The sequence below is a fragment of the Halobellus rarus genome (assembly GCF_024494595.1).
Taxonomy (GTDB): domain Archaea; phylum Halobacteriota; class Halobacteria; order Halobacteriales; family Haloferacaceae; genus Haloquadratum; species Haloquadratum rarum.
The window spans coordinates 82,228-106,636 of the sequence record NZ_JANHDI010000012.1; the positions used below are offsets into that span (position 1 = coordinate 82,228).

At 65.9% G+C, this 24,409-nt stretch carries 20 protein-coding genes; 12 read left to right on the plus strand and 8 right to left on the minus strand.

Going from position 1 to position 24,409, the window contains the following annotated elements; translation table 11 throughout:
- Window positions 1–231 precede the first annotated feature (231 nt).
- The 3 genes from NO876_RS14420 to NO876_RS14430 all read left to right on the plus strand — a co-directional run bounded on the left by NO876_RS14420 (window position 232) and on the right by NO876_RS14430 (window position 3,008).
- Window positions 232–513 carry an alpha/beta fold hydrolase gene (locus NO876_RS14420; RefSeq protein WP_256422365.1) on the plus strand — a complete coding sequence of 94 codons (282 nt, stop codon included), beginning with the start codon at window positions 232–234 and terminating at the stop codon, window positions 511–513.
- 229 nt (window positions 514–742) lie between these two features.
- On the plus strand, window positions 743–2,062 hold the full coding sequence (locus tag NO876_RS14425) for an MFS transporter (RefSeq protein WP_256422366.1): 1,320 nt from the start codon (window positions 743–745) through the stop codon (window positions 2,060–2,062).
- A 271-nt stretch (window positions 2,063–2,333) separates the two neighbouring features.
- Window positions 2,334–3,008, plus strand: a complete 675-nt coding sequence (locus NO876_RS14430) for a hypothetical protein (protein ID WP_256422367.1) — start codon at window positions 2,334–2,336, stop codon at window positions 3,006–3,008.
- 245 nt (window positions 3,009–3,253) lie between these two features.
- Here NO876_RS14430 and NO876_RS14435 read toward each other — a convergent pair whose 3' ends face one another.
- Window positions 3,254–5,350 (minus strand): vWA domain-containing protein, encoded by a 2,097-nt coding sequence (locus tag NO876_RS14435; RefSeq protein ID WP_256422368.1) that lies wholly within the window; start codon window positions 5,348–5,350, stop codon window positions 3,254–3,256.
- A 308-nt stretch (window positions 5,351–5,658) separates the two neighbouring features.
- On the opposite strand from NO876_RS14435, the gene NO876_RS14440 reads away from it, so the two are divergent.
- The 9 genes from NO876_RS14440 (at window position 5,659) to NO876_RS14480 (ending at window position 17,542) form a co-directional block, all read left to right on the plus strand.
- On the plus strand, window positions 5,659–7,221 hold the full coding sequence (locus tag NO876_RS14440; protein WP_256422369.1) for an ATP-binding protein: 1,563 nt from the start codon (window positions 5,659–5,661) through the stop codon (window positions 7,219–7,221).
- A 152-nt stretch (window positions 7,222–7,373) separates the two neighbouring features.
- Window positions 7,374–8,387 (plus strand): thiamine pyrophosphate-dependent dehydrogenase E1 component subunit alpha, encoded by a 1,014-nt coding sequence (locus tag NO876_RS14445; RefSeq protein ID WP_345780769.1) that lies wholly within the window; start codon window positions 7,374–7,376, stop codon window positions 8,385–8,387.
- Window positions 8,387–9,403, plus strand: a complete 1,017-nt coding sequence (locus tag NO876_RS14450) for an alpha-ketoacid dehydrogenase subunit beta (protein WP_256422371.1) — start codon at window positions 8,387–8,389, stop codon at window positions 9,401–9,403. Before NO876_RS14445 ends, NO876_RS14450 begins: the two co-directional genes overlap by 1 nt.
- A gap of 4 nt (window positions 9,404–9,407) precedes the next feature.
- Window positions 9,408–9,671, plus strand: coding sequence for a lipoyl domain-containing protein (locus NO876_RS14455; protein ID WP_256422372.1), 264 nt, complete (start codon window positions 9,408–9,410; stop codon window positions 9,669–9,671).
- A gap of 138 nt (window positions 9,672–9,809) precedes the next feature.
- Complete coding sequence (locus NO876_RS14460; protein WP_256422373.1) at window positions 9,810–10,397, plus strand: thymidine kinase; 588 nt, start codon at window positions 9,810–9,812, stop codon at window positions 10,395–10,397.
- A gap of 16 nt (window positions 10,398–10,413) precedes the next feature.
- Complete coding sequence (locus NO876_RS14465; RefSeq protein ID WP_256422374.1) at window positions 10,414–11,016, plus strand: YIP1 family protein; 603 nt, start codon at window positions 10,414–10,416, stop codon at window positions 11,014–11,016.
- An 87-nt stretch (window positions 11,017–11,103) separates the two neighbouring features.
- Window positions 11,104–13,305: a DHH family phosphoesterase gene (locus NO876_RS14470; RefSeq protein ID WP_256422375.1), complete on the plus strand. Its 2,202-nt coding sequence runs from the start codon at window positions 11,104–11,106 to the stop codon at window positions 13,303–13,305.
- A 134-nt stretch (window positions 13,306–13,439) separates the two neighbouring features.
- A complete protein-coding gene (locus NO876_RS14475; protein WP_256422376.1) occupies window positions 13,440–15,137 on the plus strand; it encodes a tRNA uridine(34) 5-carboxymethylaminomethyl modification radical SAM/GNAT enzyme Elp3 in 1,698 nt (565 codons plus the stop codon).
- Between the two features lie 377 nt (window positions 15,138–15,514).
- Window positions 15,515–17,542 carry an SLC13 family permease gene (locus NO876_RS14480; protein WP_256422377.1) on the plus strand — a complete coding sequence of 676 codons (2,028 nt, stop codon included), beginning with the start codon at window positions 15,515–15,517 and terminating at the stop codon, window positions 17,540–17,542.
- Window positions 17,543–17,628: 86 nt separating this feature from the next.
- Here NO876_RS14480 and NO876_RS14485 read toward each other — a convergent pair whose 3' ends face one another.
- From NO876_RS14485 to folP, 7 genes are all read right to left on the minus strand, one after another.
- Window positions 17,629–18,090 carry a GNAT family N-acetyltransferase gene (locus NO876_RS14485; RefSeq protein ID WP_256422452.1) on the minus strand — a complete coding sequence of 154 codons (462 nt, stop codon included), beginning with the start codon at window positions 18,088–18,090 and terminating at the stop codon, window positions 17,629–17,631.
- A 245-nt stretch (window positions 18,091–18,335) separates the two neighbouring features.
- Window positions 18,336–18,530, minus strand: a complete 195-nt coding sequence (locus NO876_RS14490) for a cold-shock protein (protein ID WP_049984818.1) — start codon at window positions 18,528–18,530, stop codon at window positions 18,336–18,338.
- 116 nt (window positions 18,531–18,646) lie between these two features.
- Entirely contained in the window at window positions 18,647–19,432 is a 786-nt protein-coding gene (locus NO876_RS14495) for a DUF7847 domain-containing protein (RefSeq protein ID WP_256422378.1), read from the minus strand.
- Window positions 19,433–19,560: 128 nt separating this feature from the next.
- Window positions 19,561–20,160 carry a superoxide dismutase gene (gene sod, locus NO876_RS14500; RefSeq protein ID WP_256422379.1) on the minus strand — a complete coding sequence of 200 codons (600 nt, stop codon included), beginning with the start codon at window positions 20,158–20,160 and terminating at the stop codon, window positions 19,561–19,563.
- A 140-nt stretch (window positions 20,161–20,300) separates the two neighbouring features.
- Complete coding sequence (locus tag NO876_RS14505) at window positions 20,301–21,767, minus strand: cryptochrome/photolyase family protein (protein ID WP_256422380.1); 1,467 nt, start codon at window positions 21,765–21,767, stop codon at window positions 20,301–20,303.
- Between the two features lie 102 nt (window positions 21,768–21,869).
- Window positions 21,870–22,553: a 6-hydroxymethylpterin diphosphokinase MptE-like protein gene (locus NO876_RS14510; RefSeq protein ID WP_256422381.1), complete on the minus strand. Its 684-nt coding sequence runs from the start codon at window positions 22,551–22,553 to the stop codon at window positions 21,870–21,872.
- A gap of 390 nt (window positions 22,554–22,943) precedes the next feature.
- Complete coding sequence (gene folP / locus NO876_RS14515) at window positions 22,944–24,212, minus strand: dihydropteroate synthase (RefSeq protein ID WP_256422382.1); 1,269 nt, start codon at window positions 24,210–24,212, stop codon at window positions 22,944–22,946.
- Window positions 24,213–24,409: the final 197 nt, after the last annotated feature.

Genomic DNA, 24,409 nt, shown 5'->3' on the forward strand with positions numbered 1-24,409 from the left:
GCCGAGTCGGCATCGTCTGTCCGGCCTGAATCATCGCCGGATTCTCCGGGCCTCGTCCGTGTACGTGCCTCCCAACCGACGGGACCGCATCGAACGGAACGTGCTGATGAAGACGTTGATTCACCTTTCGGCTTCTCGGCTACGGCGGGCTATATGGGCCCGATGACATGGTTAGGTCGGAAGCTGGAGGGTGACAAGAGAACGAGCCGTCGAGCCGAACGGTTCTCGGATATGGAGACGGCTACCGCCGTAAATTCACTTCGTGCCGTAATGTCTTTCCATCAAACCGATGCCGATCTGGCTTCGATCACCCTTCCAACACTGATTCTTTATGACGAACACGAATCATCGGTGATTCGTCGGCACGTCCCGACGTTGGCTGCCGAGATACCCGATGCGACGGTGCAGGAAGTTCCAAATGCCGGCCGCGCCTCGCCGTGGGATAATCCCGGATTTTTCAACGAGGCGGTCGAAGAGTTTTTCCCCGAGACATCTCAGTCGGCACGACGATAGAGTGAAAGTGCCGAATGAACCGGTTACGGTGTAATCTCGCGCCGTTGAATTAGTTGACGCCAATGGTATTTCTGTTATCGCTACTGGCTCTACGGAGATTGGTTTGCTGACCAACCTCTGTATGTTGCACGGCTGCGCCTGTCAACTCTGAAATAGATACCGCTGTTTCACTATCTTCGGCAAGGGCCTCCGATATTCGTATATCCGTCCCTACCGATTCCTCTTACCAGTGGCTTCGAGTCAGGCAGCGACCAGCGAGCAGGCAGAGCCAGCTCCATCGTCGGGGACGGGCCGCCGCGTCGCAGTCGTTGTTGGAATCGTCTTTATCGATCTGCTTGGCTTCGGTATCATCATCCCTATCCTTCCGTTCTACGTCCGCTCGTTCGGCGTGAGCGACGTGTTCATCGGGCTGCTTGCGGCGTCGTACTCGCTGGCACAGTTCGGCGCTGCGCCGGTGCTCGGCCGGATTTCCGACGAGCGCGGGCGGCGGCCGGTGCTCATGCTCTCGGTCGGTGTCGCGGGTGTCGCCTGGCTGATCTTCGGGTTCGCCGCGGAAATCGGTGCGGCCCTCGGCGTGACGTTTGGTCTCGTCGTCCTGTTCAGTGCTCGGTTGCTCGCCGGAGCGGCCGGCGGGAACATCGCCACCGCACAGGCGTATATCGCCGACGTGACGACACCGGAGGAGCGGACCGGCGCGCTCGGTCTCGTCGGCGCGGCCTTCGGGCTCGGGTTCGTGTTCGGTCCGGCGATCGGTGGGCTCCTGGCCAGCGACACGGTGGTCTCGACCGCCCGTACCGTGTTACCCGGGTTCGTTCCGGTGACTCCCTTCTCGTTGCCGAGCTTTGCCGCCGCGGGCTTTTCGTTTCTCGCGCTCGGTGCGACGGCGGTCGTGCTGAAAGAACCGGATCGGATCCGCAGCCCGGCACGGCGTGTCACGTTCGTCGCTCAGTTTCGGGCGGCCCTCGCCGACCCGACACTCCGTCCACTCGTTATCGGGTTCTTTCTGACCTCGCTCGCCTTCGCCGGTATGACCGTGATGTTCGTGCCGTTTCTGGCTGATTTCTTCGGGTACGATGCCACCGCAGCGGCGATGTTCCTGGCCTACATCGGCGCGCTCGGCATCGTCAATCAAGGGGTACTCATCGGCTGGCTCTCGCGGAAAGTCGGTGTTCGATACGTCGTGCGGGGGGGCGTCGTAGCGCTCTTTCTCGCGCTGGTCTTGCTCGCGGTGTCCCCGCTGGCGGGAACGACCCCTCTCCTTGGCACTGGTCCGGGATGGGTGACCGGCGGGCTCGTCGTGCTGGTCGCGTTTGGAGCACTGGCTTCGTTCGGAAACGGCGCGATAACGGTCGGGCTCGCGGCACTCGTTTCGGAGGGGGCCACTGGCGATGCACAGGGAGCAGCCTTTGGTGTCACGCAGGGTGCAGGAAGTCTCGGGCGGACGGTCGGGCCACCGCTCGCTGCCGCTGCCTATGTACTGGTCTACTGGTCACCGTTCGTCGCCGGGGCGCTCCTGTTGGTGCCGGTCGCGCTGTTGTTGCGACGGTGAGCAGCGTGTATTGCGTATCACTGACGAACGAGTCATTTCTGTCGGGACCGTACCGCTCGTATGTCAGGTTCGAGTAGGGCAGAGACCGAATCGACAGTCGAGAAACTCATCGAGGATGTGGACTCGTGGCCGGGTGTCACGACTGGCGAACATCGATTCGGTGGAACTGAGTGGCGCGTTGGACCGCGTGAGATACAGCGCTCGTCTGTATTGGCCAGGGCAGAGCGTACCGCCCAGCCCCTTTATTCTTGTTCACACCGAAGTAGTAGTGATGAACAGTCAACTTCAGCGTCAGACACTGGATGAACTGATCCACAAAGGGCGATACCTCTATCCGACTGACGTCGTCAACATAATCGAGCGCTTTCACTCCGTCGAGGGACCAGGTGTTCCGCGAGCAGTCATTACGGCCTACGTCGACGAATTTATCCGCCGGTTAGGGCCCAGAGCCCCCTTCTCTCAGGATCGCTTCGCTCGCCTTCTCGACGGACGAGTCGCGGATCTTGATATGTGGCTTCCCCATACGATCTACGAGGTTGCACCGGGGAGAGTGAGTGTCTTCCCGCCAACGTGGCATCGGCTTCTCGCCGGCGTTCACGACCCAGCTCAATACGTGGGCGTCATCGGCGAGGATTTGGCAGCCGCCAAGGGAGTTGGCACAGGCGAGTCGCTGCCACCGGTTCCGAAACAGGTGTTAATTGACGCGATGATGGTTCTCGGTGGTCTAGACAGACGGACAGCAGGCGGGTTCATTAAACAAGCCCGTCTCAATGGACGGCTCGTCGTCGAACCCTTCCAAAATCCCAACGCGAGCGTATGGCTTCCGACACCTAACAGTGGCCACAGCAAGCCCCAGCAGTTGAACCGGCCGGACCGGCCCCTTCCCGATGACCCAAACGATACCCGGCGCGATTCAGCATCAATACGACCAAAATACCGTCGGTGAAGTGGACCGCTTAGATCACGTATGTACTGAGCGATTCTCGGGTCGACCGCGGATCCTTCGATAACTCTCCCCCGTCTTTCAGGTGGTGCGAGCGCAGCCGTCCCCCGTTTGAGTGGTGTGCCGAGAGCCCTGCGAATTCGCACGTGTTCGTTCACGGCCCCTGCGCTTTTTTTGACGCGGGATTTCTCCGGGTGTGATGCACGGGACAGATACGAACACCATCGAGGTCGCGACCGGACGCAGCGTCAGTCAGTCACTTCACGCGGCCGTTCCGGTTGCTCGGCACAGAGCGTCTTCAGGAGGTCGAGTTCCCGCTGGAGCGCCTCGTCACCGATCGCGTTGATCTCCTCGCGGAGGTACCCGCGAAGCATTCGGAAGCGCTCAGCGTGTTCGGCCGGGACGACCAGCGGCACGGACTCGCGTTCGTGCTCCCCGCGAGACCCGGGCAGGAGCCAGTCGTCGACGCCGCTCGCCCTGTTCGCTCGCTCGTGGACCTCGTGCGTCCACGACCTGAGTTCGTCGGCGTAGCGCGCCAACGCGATGGCCTTCCGGATTCCGTCGTGGGCGTACGTCTCGGCGTTGTCAGGGAGGGCAACGGCGACGCGTTCGGCGTGGTCGCTGCCGTCGCGTTCGGTCCAGGAGGCGACGAGCGATGGGTTTCCGTCCGGAGCGGTCCGTTCGAGTTCGACGAGAACCACGCCGCCGCGAGCCTTCCCGTCCCGTTTGGCTGACGGGAACAGCGTCCCGACGTGCAGCAGTCGGTCCGCCGGGTCCTCTGCCGAGGGCGATCCGTGTACGGCGGCGATCTCGTACCCGTCTCCCTCGAGTTCGAGGCTGAGATCGTAGACCAGTGGGGCGACCATATAATCGAACTCCTCGCCCAACCGCCGCTCGAACTCCGCCGCGGACTGCACGAAGTAGTGGTTGGCACCCCGAATCCCCGAGAGCGCGTCCGCCAGTTCGGCGTTCTCGTCGATCCCCATCCCCACGAACGTGGTGTGAACGCCGTCGTCGGCCGCCTCCGCGAACAGCCGAGTCAGCTCCGACGGGTTCGTCGCACCGTCGTTCGGCATCATATCGGTCAGAAAGATCACCCGGCGTTCGACATCCGCGTGCCGGGGATCACCGGCGAGCAGGTCGACTGCGGCCTCGAACCCGTCCGCCAGGTTCGTGCTGCCGCCGGCGGAGACGTCTCTGATGTGCCGACGGATCGCGTTCATGTCGGTCGCCCCCACGTCACGCAGCGGTTTCGCGACGTGAGCGCGGTGGTTGTACAGGACGACCCCGAGTCGGTCGTCGGGATGCAGATGCTCGGTGAGCGCACACAGCGACTGCGTCGCGGCCTCTAGCTTCGTCCTGGCGTCGGCGTCCGTCTCCCGCCGTCGGCCCCGCTCGTCGTAGTAGTACTCGTCGAACCGGCTGTCCATCGAGCCGGACACGTCGAGGACGGCGACGAGGTCGAGATCCGGCCGTCTGAAGTCCTCGACGGCGAGCGCCGAGTCGAGTCCGACCGACAGATACCGCTCCGTCTCGCCCGTTAGGGGATGCGTGCTGGCGGCCGCGGCGTATCGCGGGGCGAACAGCGCGTCGGTATCGGCCCTCTCCCCCGTCTCGAAGGAGTAGTCGTAGAACAGTCCCTCGTCGGAGATAGCCTCCGGCCGGGGCGTGTATCCGTTCTCGACGTTCTCCCGGAAGTTGGTGACGTCCGTCGCGCCGCCCGCAGCGAGTCCGACCGTGTCGGTGGCTGCCGCAGCATCCACCATCGGCGACTCCGGGGCCACGTTCTCGAGGACCTCTCCGCGGTGGCCCCGTCCCCCGGACCCGTGATAGCGATGCAGCTCGTCCCAGTCGAACTGCCGGTCACACGACGGACAGACGTAGTCGGGGGCGACGACAGCGTCGTCGTCGGTCATCGGCTGCCAGTCGTCTACCCGATCGACGTGCTCTCGCCCGCGCCGGGTGGTCGTGTGCTCGTCGACGATCCCGAACCGCTGATCGACGCCCAATTCCGCCGCTGCTTCGGTGATTTCCGGATCGATCGCATCCGCGACGGTTCCCCGACGGAGTTCCCCGCCACATCCGGGACACTCCTCTTCGGTCCCCCCGTTCGTCGCCGCCGGCGCGCTGGCCAACAGCCCCGAGAACCGGTACGTCCGCCCGGTCTTGAGGCCCGGGAGCAGGCCGCTGTTCGGGTCGACGAGGATCGCGAACCGGGTGTCGTCCTCGTCCTCGACTAGCAGCCGGTGGACGCGGTTCTCTCCGCGCGTCGTCCGCCGCGTGAGGAACTCGACGGTAATGTCCGCGCGCGCTCCCTCGGTCAGGTCGGTGTGTGTCGTATTCATGGGGTATCGTTCGGCTGCCGTCTCCCGGGCAACCAGCGGGTAGCCGGATTCGGCGGATCTTCTTCGTCCATAAAGCACAATACAATGATCTTTTTCTACTTCCTTCAATCAGTACTGTGTTCCGAATACTCATAAATATTTCGTCGGGTAGAGGTATACTGCCCCATACTGATCGTATACGCGGATTATCGTCGGCGTGTCGCCGCTCGAACCCAGAGACGGTGCCCGTATCCGACGGAAAAACACGTTCTGAAGGCGGCAATTCGACCGAAACAATCATTGGGACGAGACTCTTCGATCAAGCAACGATGGTCCTCGACGTCGGCGACCGTCTCGTGAAGGCCCTCCACGAGCACAATCCGTGGTGGGAGCGGGGTGCGGAGGCGTTCTCGCTCCCGGCGCGACAGAAGAGCGACTTCTATCACCTCGCTCGCCCGGGGCAGTCGGGAAGCCAGTTCGAGGACCAGCCGCTCCTCGGGATAGTCGGTCGCCGCGGTGCGGGGAAGACGACGCTCCTCAAGCAGTACATCGCACACCGCATCGAGAGCGGTGTCGAGCCCGAGCGGTTCCTGTATCTCCCATTCGACGCCGATCCGCTGTATCAACTCCGGTCCGACGAGCAACTCCGTCGCGCGGTCCGCTACTACGAGAGTCGCATCCTCGGTCGGACCGGCGGGGACGGCCCGCACTTCGTCTTCCTCGACGACGTCCACCGGATCGGACACCGAAACAAGCCCACGATCGACGGCTGGGGACGTCCCGTTACGGACCTCATCGACGACCCGCGGGAGCGCCACGTGACGGTCACAGCGAGCACGACCGTCCAGATCGAGCGCGAACTCGACGACGTCGGTCTCTCGTCTCGGCGGTACGACGTCCAACCGGTCTTACCCGAGAAGTTCCGCGATTACCTGTTTTCGCTGTATCCCGACCTCGAAGAGCCGGATCGGCGCGTCAGCCCCACCTCGATTCGGACGGGCGACAGCAGTATTCCGGCGGTGCTGGACGGCACCGATCCATCCGCGCTCGTCACGGAACTCCGTGAGAAGTACCGACGGGTCTCGGCTGCCAAATCGCGCGTCCAGTCGAAGGTCGTCGACTATCTCGTGATGGGCGGCACGATCAGCTACGACCGCGAGGGCGTCGTCGAAACCGCGGACGACCTGTCTGAAGCCGACTACGCGCGCCTTCGAGACGACGTCCGAACGGTCCTCTACGAGGAAGTCCCCGGGTTCGAGTCGATCAAGACGATCGCCGACCTCGAACGCCTCTGCGCGCTCGCCGCCCACAACAGCGGCGCGGAACCGATTCGGTATCAGGAACTCGTCGAGCTGTTCGACGTCGACCGGCGGACGATCGCGGACAGCTACCTCCCCGCGCTCTCGGAGCTGTACCTGCTCACGGCGGTCACGGAGTACGACAACGCACGCCCGCGCTCGGTCCAGCTCTATCTGCGCGACACCGGCCTCCTGACCGCGCTGGCCGACGGATCCGCCCAGCGAGCGTTGGGTGACTTCGACCGCGAGGTCGATCTGGCACGCGTGGCCGGATTCGACCACACGATGCGGTTCGCCTACGGCATCAACGCCGCTCGGGGCGACACCGGCGAGCCGTCAGTACAGTTCTGGCGCGGCCGCAACGGGGAGGTCGACTACGTCTTCGAAGTCGACGAGACTCCAGTCCCGGTCGGCCTCGCCTACCGACCGCCAGCCGACGACACGCTCGCGGCGATCCGGGAGTTCCTCGACAGCTACGACGTTCCGGTCGGATTTCTGCTCACCGGCGATACCGTGTCTACGGACCGGCCGATAACGCTTCGAGACGACCGGGTGATACAGCTCCCGTACTGGTTCTACCTGCTGCTGTGTTGATCGAGCGTCCGCCCGCTACCCGGGTCGGAGGCGTCTGAGCCGGTGTTCGAGAACCGTCGTACGGAGCCGCCATTTTCCCGATCCTTAATTATAATACCTGCTGAACTGTTGTGTCAACTATGGCAGGAGTGAGCAGGACAGTCCTAACCGAGATGTACGAGAATATGGTGACCGCTCGCCACTACGAGGAGCGGTTGCAGGAGGAGTACCTGGAGGGCAAACAGCCGGCCTTCGACATCTCCGCCGGGCCGATACCCGGGGAGTTGCACCTCGCCGCCGGGCAGGAGGCGGCGGCCGCGGGCGTCTGTCAACACCTCCGAGACGACGACACGGTGACCGCGCCGCACCGACCTCACCACGTCGCCATCGCGAAGGGCGTCGACCTCGACCGGATGACGGCGGAGATCTTCGGTCGACAGACCGGATTGGGAAAGGGGAAGGGCGGACACATGCACCTGTTCGATCCCGAGGTCCACTTCGCCTGCAGCGGGATCATCGCTGAGGGCTGTCCGCCCGCCGCCGGCGCGGGTCTCGCCGCGAAGAAGCGGAACGAGGACAGCGTCGCCGTGGCGTACCTCGGAGAGGGCGCGATCGACCAGGGCGCGTTCCTGGAGTCGCTGAACTTCGCGGCGGTCTTCGACCTGCCGGTCGTGTTCGTCATCGAGGACAACGACTGGGCGATCAGTATGCCCAAAGAGCGCGTGACCGACGTCGAGAACGGGGCGAAGCGCGCCGACGGGTTCGAGATGCCCGGCGTCCGCGTCGACGCCGACGACGCCGTCGAGGTCTACGAGGTCGCCGGCGAGGCGATCGGCCGCGCCCGCGACCGCAACGGCCCGACGGTCATCGAGGTGCAGGTGCACCGCCGGATGGGGCACTTCATGGGCGACCCCCAGACGTACCGCCCGGAGGAAGACCAAGAGGCGGCCGCCGAGCGCGACTCCATCGAGCGACTGGAGGCGGCCCTCCGCGATTACGGCGTCGACGACGACGCGATGGAGACGATCCGCGAGGAGGCCCACGAGCGCGTCGAGGCGGCGATCGAGTGGGCCAAAGCGCAACCGCACCCGGAGCCATCGGACGCCTACGAGGACATGTTCGTGAACCCACCGAGCGGCGTGACGGACAGTGAACCCGACTTCGACCTCGCGGGAGGTGACGACTGATGGCCGACGAGAGCGGCGAGACCCGCGATCTGACGATGAGCAGAGCGATGGTCTCGGCCATCGCCCACGAGATGCGGGAGAACGACGAGGTGTTCTACATGGGCGAGGACGTCGCCGACTACGGCGGCATCTTCGACTCGACGGAGGGACTTCGCGAGGAGTTCGGCTACGACCGCGTGATGGACGTCCCGATCAGCGAGACCGCGTATCTGGGAGCGGCCGTGGGGGCCGCACAGGAGGGAATGCGCCCCATCGCGGAACTGATGTTCGTCGACTTCTTCGGCGTCGCGATGGACCAGATCTACAACCAGATGGCCAAGAACACCTACATGAGCGGCGGGAACGTCTCGGTCCCGATGGTGCTCACCGCCGCCGTCGGCGGCACCTACAACGACGCCGCCCAGCACTCCCAGACGCTGTACGGGACGTTCGCACACATCCCGGGGCTGAAGGTCGTCGTCCCCTCGACGGCCTACGAGGCCAAGGGGCTGATGCACAACGCCATCCGCGACGACGACCCGGTCCTCTACATGTTCCACAAGCGCCTGATGGGGATCGGCTGGCTCCCCGCCCCGGACGGACCGAAGACGCCCGTCCCGGAGACGGACTACACGATCCCGTTCGGGAGCGCCGACGTGAAGCGCGACGGCGACGACGTCACGGTCGTCACGCTCGGCCTGCACGTCCACCGGGCGCTCTCGGCCGCCGAGGACCTCGCGGACGACGGCATCGACGCCGAGGTCGTCGACCTCCGCTCGCTCGTGCCGCTCGACACCGACACCATCGTGGAGTCGGTGGAGAAGACCGGGAACCTCGTCGTCGTCGACGAGGACTACCGCTCCTACGGCGTGACGGGCGAGATCGTCGCGAGCGTCGCCGACGAGGCGCTGGCCGCGCTCGATTCGGTCGAGCGGGTCGCGGTCCCGGACGTGCCGATCCCGTACTCGCGGCCGATGGAGAACGAGGTGGTGCCGGACGTCGAGGACATCGCGGCAGCGGTTCGGAGGACGCAGTAATCCGATGAGCGGAACCGACGATCGCGTCCCGGTGACGGCCGACGAGTGGGCCGACGAGGCCGACAGCGACGAGGGAATCGTGGTCAACTGGTTCGTCCGCGAGGGCGCGACAGTCAAGGAGGGAGAGAGCGTCTGCGAGATCCAGATCGAGAAGGTCAGCATCGACGTGCTCGCGCCGGTCGGCGGTACGCTCGCGGAGATCGTCAAAGGGGAGGACGACGAGTTCGAGCGCGGCGACACGCTCGCGTGGATCACCCCGGACGCATAGCGGGCGGCGGATCGACTTTCGCGCGGCGACCCCTCTTTGGTGCGGCGACCCCTTTGAAGCGGTGAGTCCGTCGTGGGACGGCAGTCGGTCCCCGCCGAATGGACAACGGTTTGTGCCTCGACCGCGCTCTGACGTCGTATGCACGCGATCACGAACAGCGGCTGGATCGAGGTCGTCACGGGGTCGATGTTCTCGGGAAAGACCGAGGAGGTCCTCCGTCGCCTCCGGCGGGCAGAGATCGCGGGCCAAGAGGTCGCCGCGTTCAAACCGGAAGTCGACGACCGCTACGGGGAGACGACCGTCGGATCGCACGTCGGCCGGCAGTGGAACGCCGCCGTCGTCCCCAGCGAGGGCGAGGGGATCTGGGAGATTCTCGACCGTCTCAACGGCGAGGACGTCGTCGCGGTCGACGAGGCCAACTTCTTCGGTCCGGAACTGGTCGACGTCTGCCAGCGCCTCGCCGACGACGGCCGTCGGGTCATCGTCTCCGGAATCGACCAGACCTATCGGGGAGAACCGTTCGAACCCCTCCCGCAACTGATGGCCGTCGCCGAGTACGTCGACAAACTGCAGGCGATCTGCTCGCAGTGCGGCGAGCCGGCGACGCGCAACCAGCGGCTCGTCGAGGGCGAACCCGCCCACGTGGACGAACCGACCATCGTCGTGGGCGCGGCGGAGTCCTACGAGGCGCGGTGCCGGAACTGTCATACGCTTCGCCGCGAGTAGTTACGACAGATCCACCGTGACGACCTGGGTTGAGAACCCCGAAGGCGGCCGCGAGCGCGGACCGCGCGGGCTCCTGCGGGCGTGGCTCGAAGTTCTCCTCCGGCCGCGACAGTTCTTTCAGAACGGCGTCGCACCGGGCGATCAAGCGCCGGGACTGGTCTTCGCCATCGTCGTCGCCGTCGCGTACGCCGTCGGATTGTTCGCGTTTTCGCCCGATCGGGTCCCCGCGCTGGCCGGCGGCCCGACGGTGTCCACCGTCATCGCGCTCGCAGCCGTCGCGCTCGTCGTCGCGCCCGCGGCGCTGCATCTGACGGCCGCACTCCAGACAGTAATCCTGATTCTCGCCGTTCGAGACCGGGCGGGCGTGAGCGAGACGGTCCAAGTGATCGCGTACGCCACCGCCCCCTGCGTCTTCGCAGGCCTCCCGTGGCCGTCACTTCGGCTGATCTGCGCGCTGTACGGGGCCGCGCTGCTCGTCGTCGGCCTGCGTGAGGTACACGACACTACGACTGCCCGCGCCCTGGCCGCCGGTGCGATTCCCGCGACGCTGCTCTTCGGCTCTGCATTCGGCGGCCTCGACGCCGGGGAGGCCGTTCTCCGGGCATTCGGACTGATCTGACGGTCGTAACGCGATCGTGAGACGAACGCCCACTCGGAGAGCAGGAATTCGACAATCGTTTTAGGCGCGACGCACTGTACTCTCTCAATGGATTGGATTACGCACGACGAGGACGTTTGGTTCGATTTCCGGGGAGATTCCCCGAAGCAGCTCACGCCGGGGCGGTACTACAAGGGTACCGTCGATGGATTCGCGGATTTCGGCGTCTTCGTCGACCTCGCGCCCGGAGTCACCGGGCTCCTGCACCGCAGCGAACTCGACCGTCGCTTAGAGAGCCTCGATTGGGAGTCCGGCGACACCGTCTTCGTCCAGGTGAAGAACGTCCGAAGCAACGGTAACATCGACCTCGGCTGGTCGATCCGTCAGTCCGAGTCGGAGTTCCGTGGTGCGCGCGTTCACGACCCCGACGGCGACGACGACGGCGAGCCTATCGACAACGGCTCGTCGGACGACGGACCAACGCCGGTCAAGAAGACGCCGAAAGGCGTCTCGACGAAATCGCGCGTCGGCAACGGTACCGACGCTACCGAGGAGTCCGGTCAGACGGCGTCCGCGTCGGAAGCAGCCGAAGCCGAACGGCCGGAAGAGGACGCGTCCGCTGCCGCCGACGAGGCGTCCGACGACGGAGACGCTGACGTCACTGAAGCCACCGAGGAGGCAGACACTGAGAGCGAGAGCGAATTCGAGTTCGACGAGACGTCCGCAGCCGAATCGAAAGACGGCGACGTCTCTGAAGAACCGGCGAAAGTCGAGGAATCGACGGAGATCGAAGAACCGGAGCGCGTCACCGTCGACTCGCTCGGAGACCGCGTCGGCGACCTCGTCCGAATCGAGGGCGAAGTCGTCGGCGCGCGTCAGACCGGCGGCCCGACCATCTTCGAGGTCCGCGACGAGACCGCCGTCGTCGACTGCGCGGCGTTCGTCGAGGCCGGCGTCCGCGCGTACCCCGAGGTCGACGAGGGCGACGTCGTCCGACTCGACGGAGAGGTCGAACTCCGGCGCGGCGAACTGCAGGTCGAGACCGAGGAACTGACGGTCCTCTCCGATGAGGAGGCCGAGACCGTCGAGACGCGTCTCGAGGACGCGCTCTCGGAGAAGGCCCGCCCCGAGACCGTCGAACCGCTCGCCTCTGACGAGGCGGTCGAGGCCGTCACCGACCAGCTCGCGGACGCCGCAGAGGCGATCCGGACCGCCGTCCTCCAGTCGCGGCCGATCGTCGTCCGGCACGCCGCCACCGCCGACGGCTACGTCGCCGGCGCGGCCATCGAACGCGCGGTCCTGCCGCTCATCCGCGAGGAGCACGCCCGCGCGGACGCGGAGTATCACTTCTTCACCCGGCGACCGCTCGACGATCCCGTCTACGGGATGGACGCCGCCACCAACGACGTGACGCAGATGCTGCAGGACAACGAGCGCCACGACGAGAAGCTGCCGCTCGTCGTCCTCGTCGGCGTCGGCGGCACCACCGACTCCCTCGACGGCCTCGGACTGCTGGGCGTCTACGGGGCCTCCCGAGTCGTCGTCGACGCGGAGGAAGTCGACACCGAGATCGTCGACGAGGCGAGCGTCCTGGTCTCTCCGAGCCTCACCGACGTCGACGCCGGGGGGCTCTCGACGGGCGCGCTCGGCGCCAACCTGGGGGCCGCGGTCAACGCCGACACGAGCGACGACCTCGCACACCTCCCCGCCGTGAGCTACTGGCAGGAGACGCCGGCGGCGTACGCCGACCTCGCGAACGAGGCCGGCTACGACCCCGACCGGACGCGTGAACTCCGCGAGGCCGTCGCGCTGGAGGCGTACTACCAGTCCTATCAGGACAAGCGCGAACTCATCACTGACCTGCTGTTCGAGGACGACGGCGGCCTCGCCGGCCACGTCTCCGAGCAGTTCCGGATCAAACTCGGCGACGAGGTCGAGACCGCGGAGGCGAACCTCGAGACGCGCGAGATCGACGGCGTCTCCGTCGCCGTTCTCGACGCCGACTCCTACAGTCACCGCTTCGACTTCCCGCCGACGTCGCTGCTCGCGGACGCGCTGCATCGTCGGGCCGACGACGGGCGGTCCGCGACGATCGTCTACTCCACTGACGAACTGTTCGTCCGCGCCGACGACGTCGACGTCCGCGCCGACGACGTCGACGTCCGCGCCGCCGCGGCCGACGCCCGCGAGGAAGTCCCCGAGGGCGGTATCACGGCCGTCGGCATCCGACAGAACCGCGTGGAGTTCCTCTCCGGCGCGCGAGAGGACGTCGTCGACGCCGTCGCTTCGGCCGTCGTCGACCAGCTCTGAGACCGGGCTGTCACGTCGGGTTCCGTCCCCTTCTGTCGCGTTCGACCGCCCGGAGCGACACGCTTAACCCCGAAACGGGACGAGAGGCTGGCAATGATGCGCTCGTCGCCCCGACTGCGGGAGGTGGTCCGCCGGTGAGCACCGACGCCGAGCCGGACGCCGCGTCCGACGCGGAATCGGACCGGGATCCCGCGGAGACGGAGGCGTTCCGACGCACGTGCGAGGACCTCGTCCAGCGGATCCTCGATGGTGACGTCGGCCGCGACGACCTGGAGTCGGCGAAGCTGGACGCCTGCTCGACGCACTCCTCGCCGAAGGTTCCGAAGAACGCGGAGATCCTCCAGCACGCGCCGCAGGGTCGCCGCGAAGAGGTCAAGGAGGTCGTCCAGCGGAAGCCCGTTCGGACCGCCTCTGGCGTCTCCCCGGTAGCGATTATGACCTCGCCACACATGTGCCCGCACGGGAAGTGCCTCTACTGTCCCGGCGGGCCGGCCTCGGAGTTCGATTCCGCGCAGTCGTACACCGGCCACGAACCCGCGGCCGCACGCGGCGAACAGAACGACTACGATCCCTACGGGCAGGTGACGCTCCGTCTCGAACAGTTGCGACACATCGGTCACCCGGTCGACAAGGTCGAACTCATCCTGATGGGCGGGACGATGACCGCGCGTAGCCACGACTACCAGGAGTGGTTCGTCAAGCGTGCGCTGGAGGCCCTGAACGACTACGACCTCGGTTCCGAGCCCTCGCCCGCGGAGGGGCAGTCGTTCAAGCCCGACCCCGAGGAGACCGAGTTCCGGTACGTCGAGGACGTGATCGCCGAGAACGAGACGGCCGAGATTCGAAACATCGGAACGACGTTCGAGACGAAGCCCGACTGGTGCGACCCCGAACAGATCGACCGGATGCTCGACCTCGGAGCGACGAAGGTCGAGGTCGGCGTCCAGACGACCTACGAGCGGATCAACCGGGAGATGCACCGCGGCCACGGCGTCCAGGCGTCGATCGACGCGAACCGCCGGCTCCGCGATTCGGGGTTCAAGGTCGGCTTCCACATGATGCCGGGACAGCCGGGGATGACGAAGGAGATGATCCTCGAGGACTTCCGGCAGCTGTTCGAGCGCGAGGAGTACCGCCCGGACTACCTCAAGATCTACCCGACGCTCGTCGTCCGCGGGACGCGCGTCTACGACCAGTGGCGGCGCGACGAGTTCGAACCGCTCGGGAACGAGGAGGCCGCTGAGGTCGTCGCCGAGGTGATGGGGATGATCCCCGAGTACACGCGACTCCAGCGCGTCCAGCGCGACATCCCCGCGGACTTCATCGACGCTGGCGTCTGGAAGTCGAACCTCCGACAACTCGCCGCGCAGCGCGCCGAGGAGAGGGGAATCGAGATCCGAGACATCCGCGCCCGCGAGGCCGGGATGAACGAAGCGGACCCGGACCCCGGACGCGTCGAGTTGAACGTGACGACCTACGACGTCGCCGGCGGGACCGAGCACTTCCTCGCGTTCGAGGATCCCGTCGAGGACCTGCTGGTCGGGTTCTGTCGCCTCCGCTTCCCGAACGACCCGGTCCGTCGGGAGCTCGCGGACGCCGCCATCGTCCGCGAACTCCACGTCTACGGCAGCGAGGCCGGCATCGGCAGCGGCGAGGGCGAGTGGCAGCACAAGGGGTACGGTCGACGGCTGATCCGTCGGGCCGAGGAGCTCTCCGCCGACGCCGGCTACGGGAAACTCGCGATCATCTCGGGCATCGGCGCGCGCGAGTACTACCGGGGGAAGCTCGGGTACCACCAGGACGGCCCGTACGTCTCGAAGCGACTGTCGTAGTCGTACTGACGACTAGCGCAGTTATGGCGAACAGTCGGCACCCGCCGACAGCAACGCTGACGCCGTGACCGACGAGGCGGCGACAGTAGTCGCGCCCCCGGCGTCTTCACCGTCCAGTCCCGCGCCGGCGTGCCGAACAAGCGCAGAGCGGCGCGGGGCGACTATCAGCTCACAGCCCGCTTGGCCGCTCGATAGGATATAAACCCCAGCGTCGAGCGACGTCTCGGCGGGCAGTGACTCTCGTGCTGCAGTCTCCAGCATCGTCGTGATCGAACCGACGGTGGACGCTCGAAGACGTGAAAGCCGATCCGAACCGGAGTATGCTCTCAACCGTAACACTATGTGGATGCTACCGTAAGTTCCCCTCATTCACCTTGGTGACGAACGTCGGGGACGTGTCCTCACTGTTGACGTCCGCGCTCCTCCAGCAGATCCCGGTGCAGTTACCCGTCTCCGTCGACGTGCTCGTCGTTCTCGCGGTGGTCGCCGCTGCGCTCGTGTTGTTCGTTCTGCAGCCGGTCTCGATCGACACCACGGCGATCGCCCTGATGGTCACGCTCATCCTCCTCGAGCCGTGGACCGGCGTCTCCCCGCAGGAGGGGGTTTCGGGGTTCTCGAACCCGGCGACGCTCACGGTGCTGGCGATGTTCGTCCTCAGCGAGGGCGTCCGACAGACCGGCGTCATCCAGATACTCACACGGAAGATAGAGGCGTTCGCGGGAGACAGCGAATCCCGACAGCTCCTCGCGATCGTCGGCCTCTCCGGGCCCACCGCCGGCTTCGTCAACAACACGCCCATCGTCGCGATGTTGATCCCCGCCGTGACGAACCTCGCTCGAAAGACCGGAACCTCGCCGTCGAAGCTGCTCATCCCCCTCTCGTTCGCCTCGATGCTGGGCGGCACGCTCACCGTCATCGGCACGTCGACGAACCTGCTCGCGAGCGAAGTCTGGGCGCAAGTCGGCGGCCCGACGGCGGAGCCGTTCTCCCTGTTCGAGTTCACCCAACTCGGAGTCGTCGTACTGGCTGTCGGGATCGTCTACCTCCTGACCGTCGGTCGCTACCTGACACCCGCGCGGATCGCCGCCGAGGGGACTGCCACCGACCAGTTCGGGATGGCAGACTATCTGACCGACGTCGTCGTCCGGGAGGACGCCGAAATAGTCGGCTCCCAAATCCGGGAGCTGCGGTACGGAGAACTCGATCTGGACGTGTTTCAGATCGTGCGCAACGGTCGCACCATCGTCCGCGGTCTCTCGAGCGAGCGGATCCGCGCCGGCGATATCCTCTCTGTCAGGGCGAGCCAAGAGGCACTCGAACAGGTCATCGAGGACGAGCACCTCGAACTGCTGCCGGAACTCGTCGACGCCGTCGAAGGCGGAGAGGAATCGATTCCGGGGGGGTACGCGCCGGAGCGCCACGCCTGGAACCGGCCGGCCGCGACACGCACGCCGGACACGGACGGCGAGAGCGGGGAGGAACCGAGGGACGGCGAGGGCGGGGAGGAACCGAGGGACGGCGAGGGCGGGGAGGAACCGAAGGATACGGGAGAAGAAACGTCGCTCTCGGAAGTCGTCTTGCTCCCGGGCCCGTGGTCGGATAGGCGAGGGGGAACCGCCCGATTCGAACGGGAGTACGACGTGACCGTGCTCGCGATCCGGCGGGGGAACGAGGTGATCCGACAGCGCCTCCGAGACGTGAGCCTACAGGCCGGCGACGTGTTGCTCGTGCAGACCAGCGACGACGTCCTCGATCGGCTGCGTGCCGACACTCACATCGTCGTCTCCAGCGACGGGCTCTGGGAGGAGTTCGACCGGACGCAGATCCCGGTCGCGCTGGGCATCGTCGCCGGTGTAGTCGGGCTGGCCGCACTCGAGTACCTCCCGATTATGGTCAGCGCCCTCACCGGCGTCGTGGCGATGTTCTTTTCGGGTATTCTCCGCCCCGCGGAGGCCTACGAGGCGATCGACTGGAACGTCATCTTTCTACTCGCCGGGATTATCCCCCTCGGCGTCGCCTTCGAGGCCTCCGGAACGGCGGACCTGATCGCGACGAGTATCGTCGCCGGGAGTGCCGTCCTCCCACCGGTCGCGTTGCTCGCGACGTTTTATCTCGGTACCGCCATCATCACGGAGATGGTGAGCAACAACGCCAGCGTCGTGTTGATGCTGCCGATCGCGGTCGAAGTCGCGGGTCAGCTCGGCGTCAACGCCTTCGCGTTCGCGCTCGCAGTGACGTTCGCCGCGAGTACACCGCTTCTCAGTCCGGTCGGGTACCAGACGAATCTGATGGTGTACGGGCCGGGCGGGTACAAGTTCACGGACTTCGCGCGCGTCGGGGCTCCCCTGCAAGTCATCCTGACCGTCGTCACCACGGTCGGCATCGTTTTCTTCTGGGGCCTGTGACGCGCAGCGAGGACCGCCTCAAGACACCGGAGGCTGCCTACCGACGTGGGACGGCCAGAATTCGAACCGGCGACGAAACGGATTCTTTACAGGTGTTTCTCCATCTTGACGTGCGGGATTCCCGCCTCCTCGAACTCCCCGCCAGAGGCGTCGTAACCGAGTCGCTCGTAGAACTCGCGAACGGGAGTCTGCGCGTGGAGCGCGAGACGATCGAATCCCACCTCGCGGGCGTGAGACTCCACGGCGTCCATCACGCGGCGACCCCACCCCTCGCCGCGCCTGTCGGCGGCGACGACGACGCGTTCGACTTTGCCGGTCGCGTGGTTCGCCACGGGCGGTCCGTGGTCGCCCTCGCTCCCGACCGCCCGGAACCGCGCCGCGCCGACGATATCGCCGTCGTCGTAGGCGACGAAGTGCGTTGCATCCGCTCCGGGTTCGTCGTGTTCGTCCCACTCGATCGCCTCGTCGACGCCCTGTTCGTCGACGAAGACGTCCCGCCGGATCGCGAAGGCGTCCCGGCGTTCGGCGTCCGTCGAGACGACGAACACGCCGGTTCGAGTTTCGCGCTCCCGTCGATCCGGGCGGTCGTCGCCACTGTCGTCAGTGTTGCGCTCGGCCGTCACGGGATATGGAACGCCAGCCTGGAAACTGAGCCTTTCGGACGACCGTTGACATTCACATTCGAGGGAGAGGCCAGCCGGAGACCCACGGGTCCTCGGTGTAGAAATCACCCGAGTAAACTCGGGAAAATTATGTTCCGTCTACCGCCGCCGTGAGGCGGCCGAAGTCGGTGTTAGTTGCGGACGAGGTTCGTCGCGCGCGGTCCCTTGGGGGACGATTCGATCTCGAAGTCGACGTCCTGCCCCTCCTCGAGGTCCGGACCGCCAACGTCTTCCATGTGGAAGAACACGTCGTCGTCAGAGTCGTCAGTCGAAATGAAACCGTAGCCGCCAGTGTCGTTGAAGAAATCAACCTTACCGTTTGCCATTGCAAACAAACGTAAATCCCGTTCGGGGATAAGGCTTGTGAGGGTCGCGGTACCACGACCGTTGGGTCGTCCGACGTGTGGAGGGGCGGCGGTCGAAAATAGCGATGCGAAGACCGCTACAGTCCCTCGGTACCGACACCGCTTCCCGCGGTACCGGCTGTTTCGGAGCCGGAGAACCCGTCGTCGGCGTCGTTTCGGACCTGTAGATACGCCGCGGCCATAATCCCGTAGAGGACGACGAAGAGCAGGCTACTGAGCGTGTTGGTGACCAGTTCCGCGACAACCGGAGAGCTCGCCAAGTCGAACAGGGCCCCCACGGCGCCGACGACCCCGCCGATGACGCCGGCGAGGATCACGACGACGGCGAGTTTCAGTCGGTTCCCGCGGGAGAGATTCCAACTGTGCTTGAGCGCGCCGACGACGCCGCGGTCCTCGACGCCGACCTCGAAGATGAAAAAGAGGAAGCAGGTGGCGAGGAAGATGCCGGGGAGGAAAAGCATAGCCAACCCGATCGAGACGGAGATCCCGACGACGATGCCACCGACGATCATCGAGAGGGTCGCGCGTCCGATACGTCGGGTGAACAGTTCCGCCGGAACGGTCGAAAGTTCGTCCATCGGTCGGGTGAGCGCTCGGGACAGCCCGACGAAGTACACGGAGCTGAGGACGAACGCGACCAAGAAGAGGACCGCGCCGACCGTCCCCGAAACGGGGAGCGTCAGTCCGAGCATTCCCTGCAGTTGCTCAGACGCTTCGGGCGGGACGAACCCAAGCACCACCGTGTTGATCGACGTCTGAACGAGAAATTGGATGGCGAGCAGCGCCACGAACAGCGCGCCGCCGGTTCGGGTGAGGACCCGTCTGATGCCGTCGCTAAACGTCCGGCCGAGTTGGAGGGCCATACCCCACACCTGTCCGCCAGGGCGCATAAGCATACCCAAGACTCAGATCAGGATTTCAGCTACGGCTCCGGGGCACAGCCGCCAAAAAAATATCGGGGTGAACGACGCGCGTCGTCGCGTCTCGTCGCTTACTCGAAGAGTTCGACAGCCTGCTCGTAGCGGGCGCTGGGTTCCTCCCAGTCGACGACCTCGAAGAAGTTCTCGACGAAGTCGCCGCGGGCCGGACCGTAGTCGTGGTAGTACGAGTGCTCCCAGACGTCCAGCGCGAGCACCGGATGGCTGCCCCAGAGCGCGCCCTGGTCGTGCTTGTCGACGACCACGTTGCGCAGCTGGTTCGAGAACGAGTCGTAGACGAGAAGCGCCCAGCCGCCGGCAGCGGACGCTGCGGCCTCGAACTCGCCCTTCCAGGCCTCGTAGGAGCCGAAGTCCGCCTCGATGCGGTCGGCGAGCGCGCCGGTCGGCTCGTCGCCGCCCTCGGGGGACATCGAGTTCCAGAAGAGATCGTGAAGAATGTGACCGCTGCCGTTGTGGGTCACGTTCCGGATCGCGCCGGCAGACGAGGAGAAGTCGCCCGCCTCGCGGTTCGCTTCGAGCGTCTCCTCGGCCGCGTTCCAACCGTTGACGTAGCCCTGGTGGTGGGTGTCGTGATGCCACGTCAGGACCTGTTCGGAGATGTGCGGTTCGAGGGCGTCGTAATCGTACGGAAGGGGATCGAGTTCGTAGCTCATATTTTGAACCTCCAATCCATTACACGTACGGATTCCTGTTAAACGTTAAGGGGGGTATGGTAACACGGTACGTCCGGGCAGGGACGTAACCGCGATCGGTTACTTTCCGGTCGAGGTGATCTCGACTGTCCTGACCGCTATCACTCCTCGCCGCGGGCGGCCTCGAACATCGCGAGCGCCGCCTCCCTCCGTTCGCCGTGATCGACGATCGGTTCGGGGTAGTCACCGGCAGTGCGTGCTCGCTGCGTCGGCGACAGTTCGTGCCACTCGTGGATCAGTTCGGGATCCACGTCGCGGAGTTCCGGCACGTACGTCTTGATGTACTCCGCGTCGGGGTCGTACCGTTCGCCCTGCGTCATCGGATTGAAGATGCGGAAGTACGGCTGCGCGTCCGTCCCCGTCGAGGCCGCCCACTGCCAGCCGCCGTTGTCGTTGGCGGTGTCGTGATCGGTCAGATACTCCCTGAAGTGGTCGTATCCCTCCCGCCAGTCGATCTGGAGGTCTTTCGTGAGAAAGGAAGCGACGATCATCCGGACGCGGTTGTGCATATACGCTTCCGCTTTCAACTGCCGCATCCCCGCGTCGACGATCGGGTAGCCGGTCTCGCCGTCCTTCCACGCCCGCAACTCGTCGGGGTCGTTCCGCCATTCGATGTCGTTCTCGTACTCCCGGAAGTTCTCGGTGACGACCTCGGGGTTGAAAAAGAGCACGTGCGCGTAGAACTCGCGCCAGGCGAGTTGCGACTGGAACTCCTCGACCGACTCGGTCTCCGCCTCGTCAGCGCGTTCCCGCGCTTCGGCGGTCGCCGCGTAGACCTCACGGATCCCGATCGTGCCGAACTTCAGGTCCGTCGAGAGGCGGGAGACGCCGTCGCGAGTCGGATAGTCCCGATCCTCGTCGTAGCGATAAATGCCGTCCGCACAGAAGTCAGCGAGTCGCTCGCGGGCCGCCGCCGTTCCCGCCGGCTGGACATCGGCGTCGGGCTCTTCGAACCCCAGTTCCGCGATGGTCGGCAGGTCGTCGTCGTCGACGGCCGCGAGCGCGTCGCGGTCGGGTGCCGGGATCGGATCGGGCTTCTCGCGGTCGCGCCACTTCTTCCAAAAGTAGGTGTAAACGGAGTAATGCTCCCCCTCGTTCGTCGTGATCGACCCCGGCTCGTGAAAGATCGCGTCGTGGAACGAGGCCCGGTCGACGTCGGCCCCGTTGAGTGCGCGACGCACCTCGGCGTCGCGCTCGCGGGCGAGTCCGGAGTAGTCCTTGTTCCAGACGACCCGCTCCGCGTCGTACTCCTCGGCCAGACCCGGGAGCACTTCGACGGGGTCGCCGCGCGCGACGACGAGGTCTGACCCGCGCTCGCGGTACCACGCGCGCAGTTCCGCGAGCGCGTCGAGGAGGTAGCGCACGCGGGCGTCGCCGGCGTGTTCGAGGACGGCGTCGTCGAAGACGAAGAGGGGGACGACGGGGCCGAAATCCTCGACGGGAGTCGCCTCGGCGCTCCGCTCTGCATCGCGCGTCCCGGATCCGTCCGGATCCGCCGCACCCGCCGCCACCGCGAGCGCCCGGTTGTCCGCTGCCCGGAGGTCCCTCCGGTGCCAGTGGATCTGCATACCAGGGGGAAGAACGCCCACGCTGTCAACGTGTCGGCCGCAGTCACCGCGTCGTCCGCAGTCACAGTGTCGGCCGCGAGCTCCTCGGCGGATCACCCGCGGTCAGCTCAGCGGAATCGGCTCGATCGAATCGCGGCGGCCGTCCAGAACCGAAAACCGCTCCTCGCGCCGCCGTTCGAGGTAGTGGAGCAGTCGCTCGGCCCACCGGAGCTTCTTCGCCTTCGCCCCGTCGACGGTCGGATCGTCGAAGTCCCAACCGACGAAGCGGAGCTCCTCGGCACCGAGCGCGTCGGCGAGGAACGCCGCCCGGTCGCCGTCGGTGAAGCCGCCGAAGTTGTAGACCGCGTCGACGGGTTCGGCCTGCGTCGTCGCGAGCACGTGCGCCGGTTCGAGCCGCGGGACCCACGCTTCGATCAGCGGGACGTTGTCGCCGTGGGCGTGCGCCGCGACCGGCGTCCCCTCGCGAGTCAGGTCCAGTGCCGTCCCGGGGTTCTTGTCGAGGTCCGTCACCATCAGGTCGACGTCGTGGCCGGCGTCGCGGACGACGTCCGCGGCCGTCGAAGCCGCGAATATCTTCTCCGCGTCGCCGACGCGATCGACCTCCGCGGAGAGCGACGGCGCGGCCCCGACGACGGCGACGGCGTCGCCCGCGCAGTCGAGGCGCTCGAAATCGAACGGCTCCGCGTATTCGCTGATGACGTCGCGAGCGCGCTCGTCGCCGTCTCTGGGGTAGCCGAAGTCTCCGAGGATCGACTCGTAGATCGGGTTCCAGCGTTCGAAGTTCATAGAGCGTGTTCGGAGATTCCGAGGTTCATAGAGTGCGTTCGGAGAGCCTCACTCGCGCGGTCGTACGCGGTGGTTCGATCGAGTGAGTACTGGGTTGCATCCGCTTCTATAGCTGTCGCTCTCGGTCGTTACGGCGTGAGCCGGAATGGCACCAAGTACCCCTACCCGCGTGCCCTCCCGGCTTCCAGTTGTCCGGTTTCAATCGATCTGTCATAAGCTTTCCCGTGTTCGATCGCGTCTGACAGGGGGGTACACGGTGTCTGACGCTCGAAACCGAGGCATCCGTCCGTTACCGGAAGCAAAGAAAGTCACTTTGCGTCGGAATCGGGAGGTGAATGCGGCCGCATCTCACGGGTCGTCGAGGCGGGGGTCCACGACGTCAGTCCTGGGTCATCCGACGGCCGCGGCGATCGTCCCCAGCGCGTCCGACAGCGCGTCGCCCCCGTCGTCGTCGACAGCGTCTTCGAGTGCCGAGATCCGCCGAGGCGTCCCGAAGAGGAGAACGCGTCGGCCCGTGGCAGGTTCGCCCCCGTCGGCCGAGGCGACCGGTTCCGCAGTCGCCCCGTCGGCGACGGCAGTCACGCCGGTCTCTACCGCCGCGGTCGAGAGCGCGCCGACGGCCGGATCGGAGAGCCCGGACAGTTCGATCACGCGGACGACGGCGTCCCCGGCGACCGCGGCCGACCCCTCGGCACCGATGCGGTCGAGGTGCCGTTCTGCCTCCCGCGTCGTCGTCACGTCGAGTTCCTCGACCGCGACGTCGCCGGCGTCGCGTCCGCCGCCCGGACCGCGGAGTCGCGAGCGGGCGAACTCGTGGCCGATGTACGCGGCGTCCTTGGTCTCTTCGACGTCGTGGGTCCGGATCACGTGCGCGCCCCGTTCGACCGCCATCGACGTCGCCGCCAGCGAGACCGGCAGCGCCTCCTCGGTCGAGCGGCCGGTGACCTCCCGGAGGAAGTTCTTTCTGTTTATCGAGACCAGGATCGGATACCCCAACCCCCGGAACTCCCGAAGCCGCCGGAACGTCTCTCTGTCGTCTCCGAGCGTCTTCTCCTCGGACCACCCGCCGAAGGCCGGATCGACGATCGTCTTGTCCGTGAAGCCGTTGAGCGCGAGGGCGTCGTAGACGTCGTCCGCGTAACCACGGCTCCGCTCCCGTCCGGCGTCGCTACGGGCCGCCCAATCCACGGACTCGACCGCGCCGGGCCGGGTGAGATCCGGCGGCGAGGCCATCTTCGCGACCGCGACGTCGTGGTCCTCACAGACGCGCGGCATCTCCGGGTCGGCGAATCCACAGATGTCGTTGACCATATCGAACCCCCGCGAGAGCGCCTCCTCTGCGACCTCGTGGTACCGCGTCTCGATCGAGAAGACGGCGTCACCGGAGACGCTCTCGAGCGTCTCGACCGCCGTGTCGAGTCGTTCGAGTTCCTCTTCGGCGGAGAGCACATCCAACCGCTTGTTCGCCGATTCCAACCCGACGTCGACGATGTCGGCACCCTGATCGATGAGTTCGCGATCGACGTAGCCGGCGGCCTCGCCGGGGTCGTCGAAGACGCTCGGGTCGTAGGGCGACTCCTTCGAGACGTTCAGGACCCCCATAATCCGCGGGGGGTGTTCGTCGCCGATGTCCAGTCCGGCGGCGTCCACAGTTCGCATACTCGATCCAGGGAGGGCGGACACATATACTGACTGGCAGCGAGCGGATGTCGGTGGTTGGCCTGTCGGGTCGAGGAGCACTCGTATGCGGGCGGCCACGGACGGACCCGACGGGAGTCACGTGAGCGTCAGCGAACGTGACTACGTCGGGAGAGTGAGCAGAGCGAACGGACCCGACGGGAGTCACGTGAGCCGGG

Excerpts from the sequence above, each read along its gene's own strand:
- NO876_RS14420 (WP_256422365.1), top strand. The coding sequence starts at position 232 with ATGGAGACGGCTACCGCCGTAAATTCACTTCGTGCCGTAATGTCTTTC.
- NO876_RS14430 (WP_256422367.1), top strand. The coding sequence starts at position 2,334 with ATGAACAGTCAACTTCAGCGTCAGACACTGGATGAACTGATCCACAAA.
- NO876_RS14435 (WP_256422368.1), bottom strand. The coding sequence starts at position 5,350 with ATGAATACGACACACACCGACCTGACCGAGGGAGCGCGCGCGGACATT.
- NO876_RS14440 (WP_256422369.1), top strand. The coding sequence starts at position 5,659 with ATGGTCCTCGACGTCGGCGACCGTCTCGTGAAGGCCCTCCACGAGCAC.
- NO876_RS14445 (WP_345780769.1), top strand. The coding sequence starts at position 7,374 with ATGTACGAGAATATGGTGACCGCTCGCCACTACGAGGAGCGGTTGCAG.
- NO876_RS14450 (WP_256422371.1), top strand. The coding sequence starts at position 8,387 with ATGGCCGACGAGAGCGGCGAGACCCGCGATCTGACGATGAGCAGAGCG.
- NO876_RS14455 (WP_256422372.1), top strand. The coding sequence starts at position 9,408 with ATGAGCGGAACCGACGATCGCGTCCCGGTGACGGCCGACGAGTGGGCC.
- NO876_RS14460 (WP_256422373.1), top strand. The coding sequence starts at position 9,810 with ATGCACGCGATCACGAACAGCGGCTGGATCGAGGTCGTCACGGGGTCG.
- NO876_RS14470 (WP_256422375.1), top strand. The coding sequence starts at position 11,104 with ATGGATTGGATTACGCACGACGAGGACGTTTGGTTCGATTTCCGGGGA.
- NO876_RS14490 (WP_049984818.1), bottom strand. The coding sequence starts at position 18,530 with ATGGCAAACGGTAAGGTTGATTTCTTCAACGACACTGGCGGCTACGGT.
- NO876_RS14495 (WP_256422378.1), bottom strand. The coding sequence starts at position 19,432 with ATGGCCCTCCAACTCGGCCGGACGTTTAGCGACGGCATCAGACGGGTC.
- sod (WP_256422379.1), bottom strand. The coding sequence starts at position 20,160 with ATGAGCTACGAACTCGATCCCCTTCCGTACGATTACGACGCCCTCGAA.
- NO876_RS14505 (WP_256422380.1), bottom strand. The coding sequence starts at position 21,767 with ATGCAGATCCACTGGCACCGGAGGGACCTCCGGGCAGCGGACAACCGG.
- NO876_RS14510 (WP_256422381.1), bottom strand. The coding sequence starts at position 22,553 with ATGAACTTCGAACGCTGGAACCCGATCTACGAGTCGATCCTCGGAGAC.
- folP (WP_256422382.1), bottom strand. The coding sequence starts at position 24,212 with ATGCGAACTGTGGACGCCGCCGGACTGGACATCGGCGACGAACACCCC.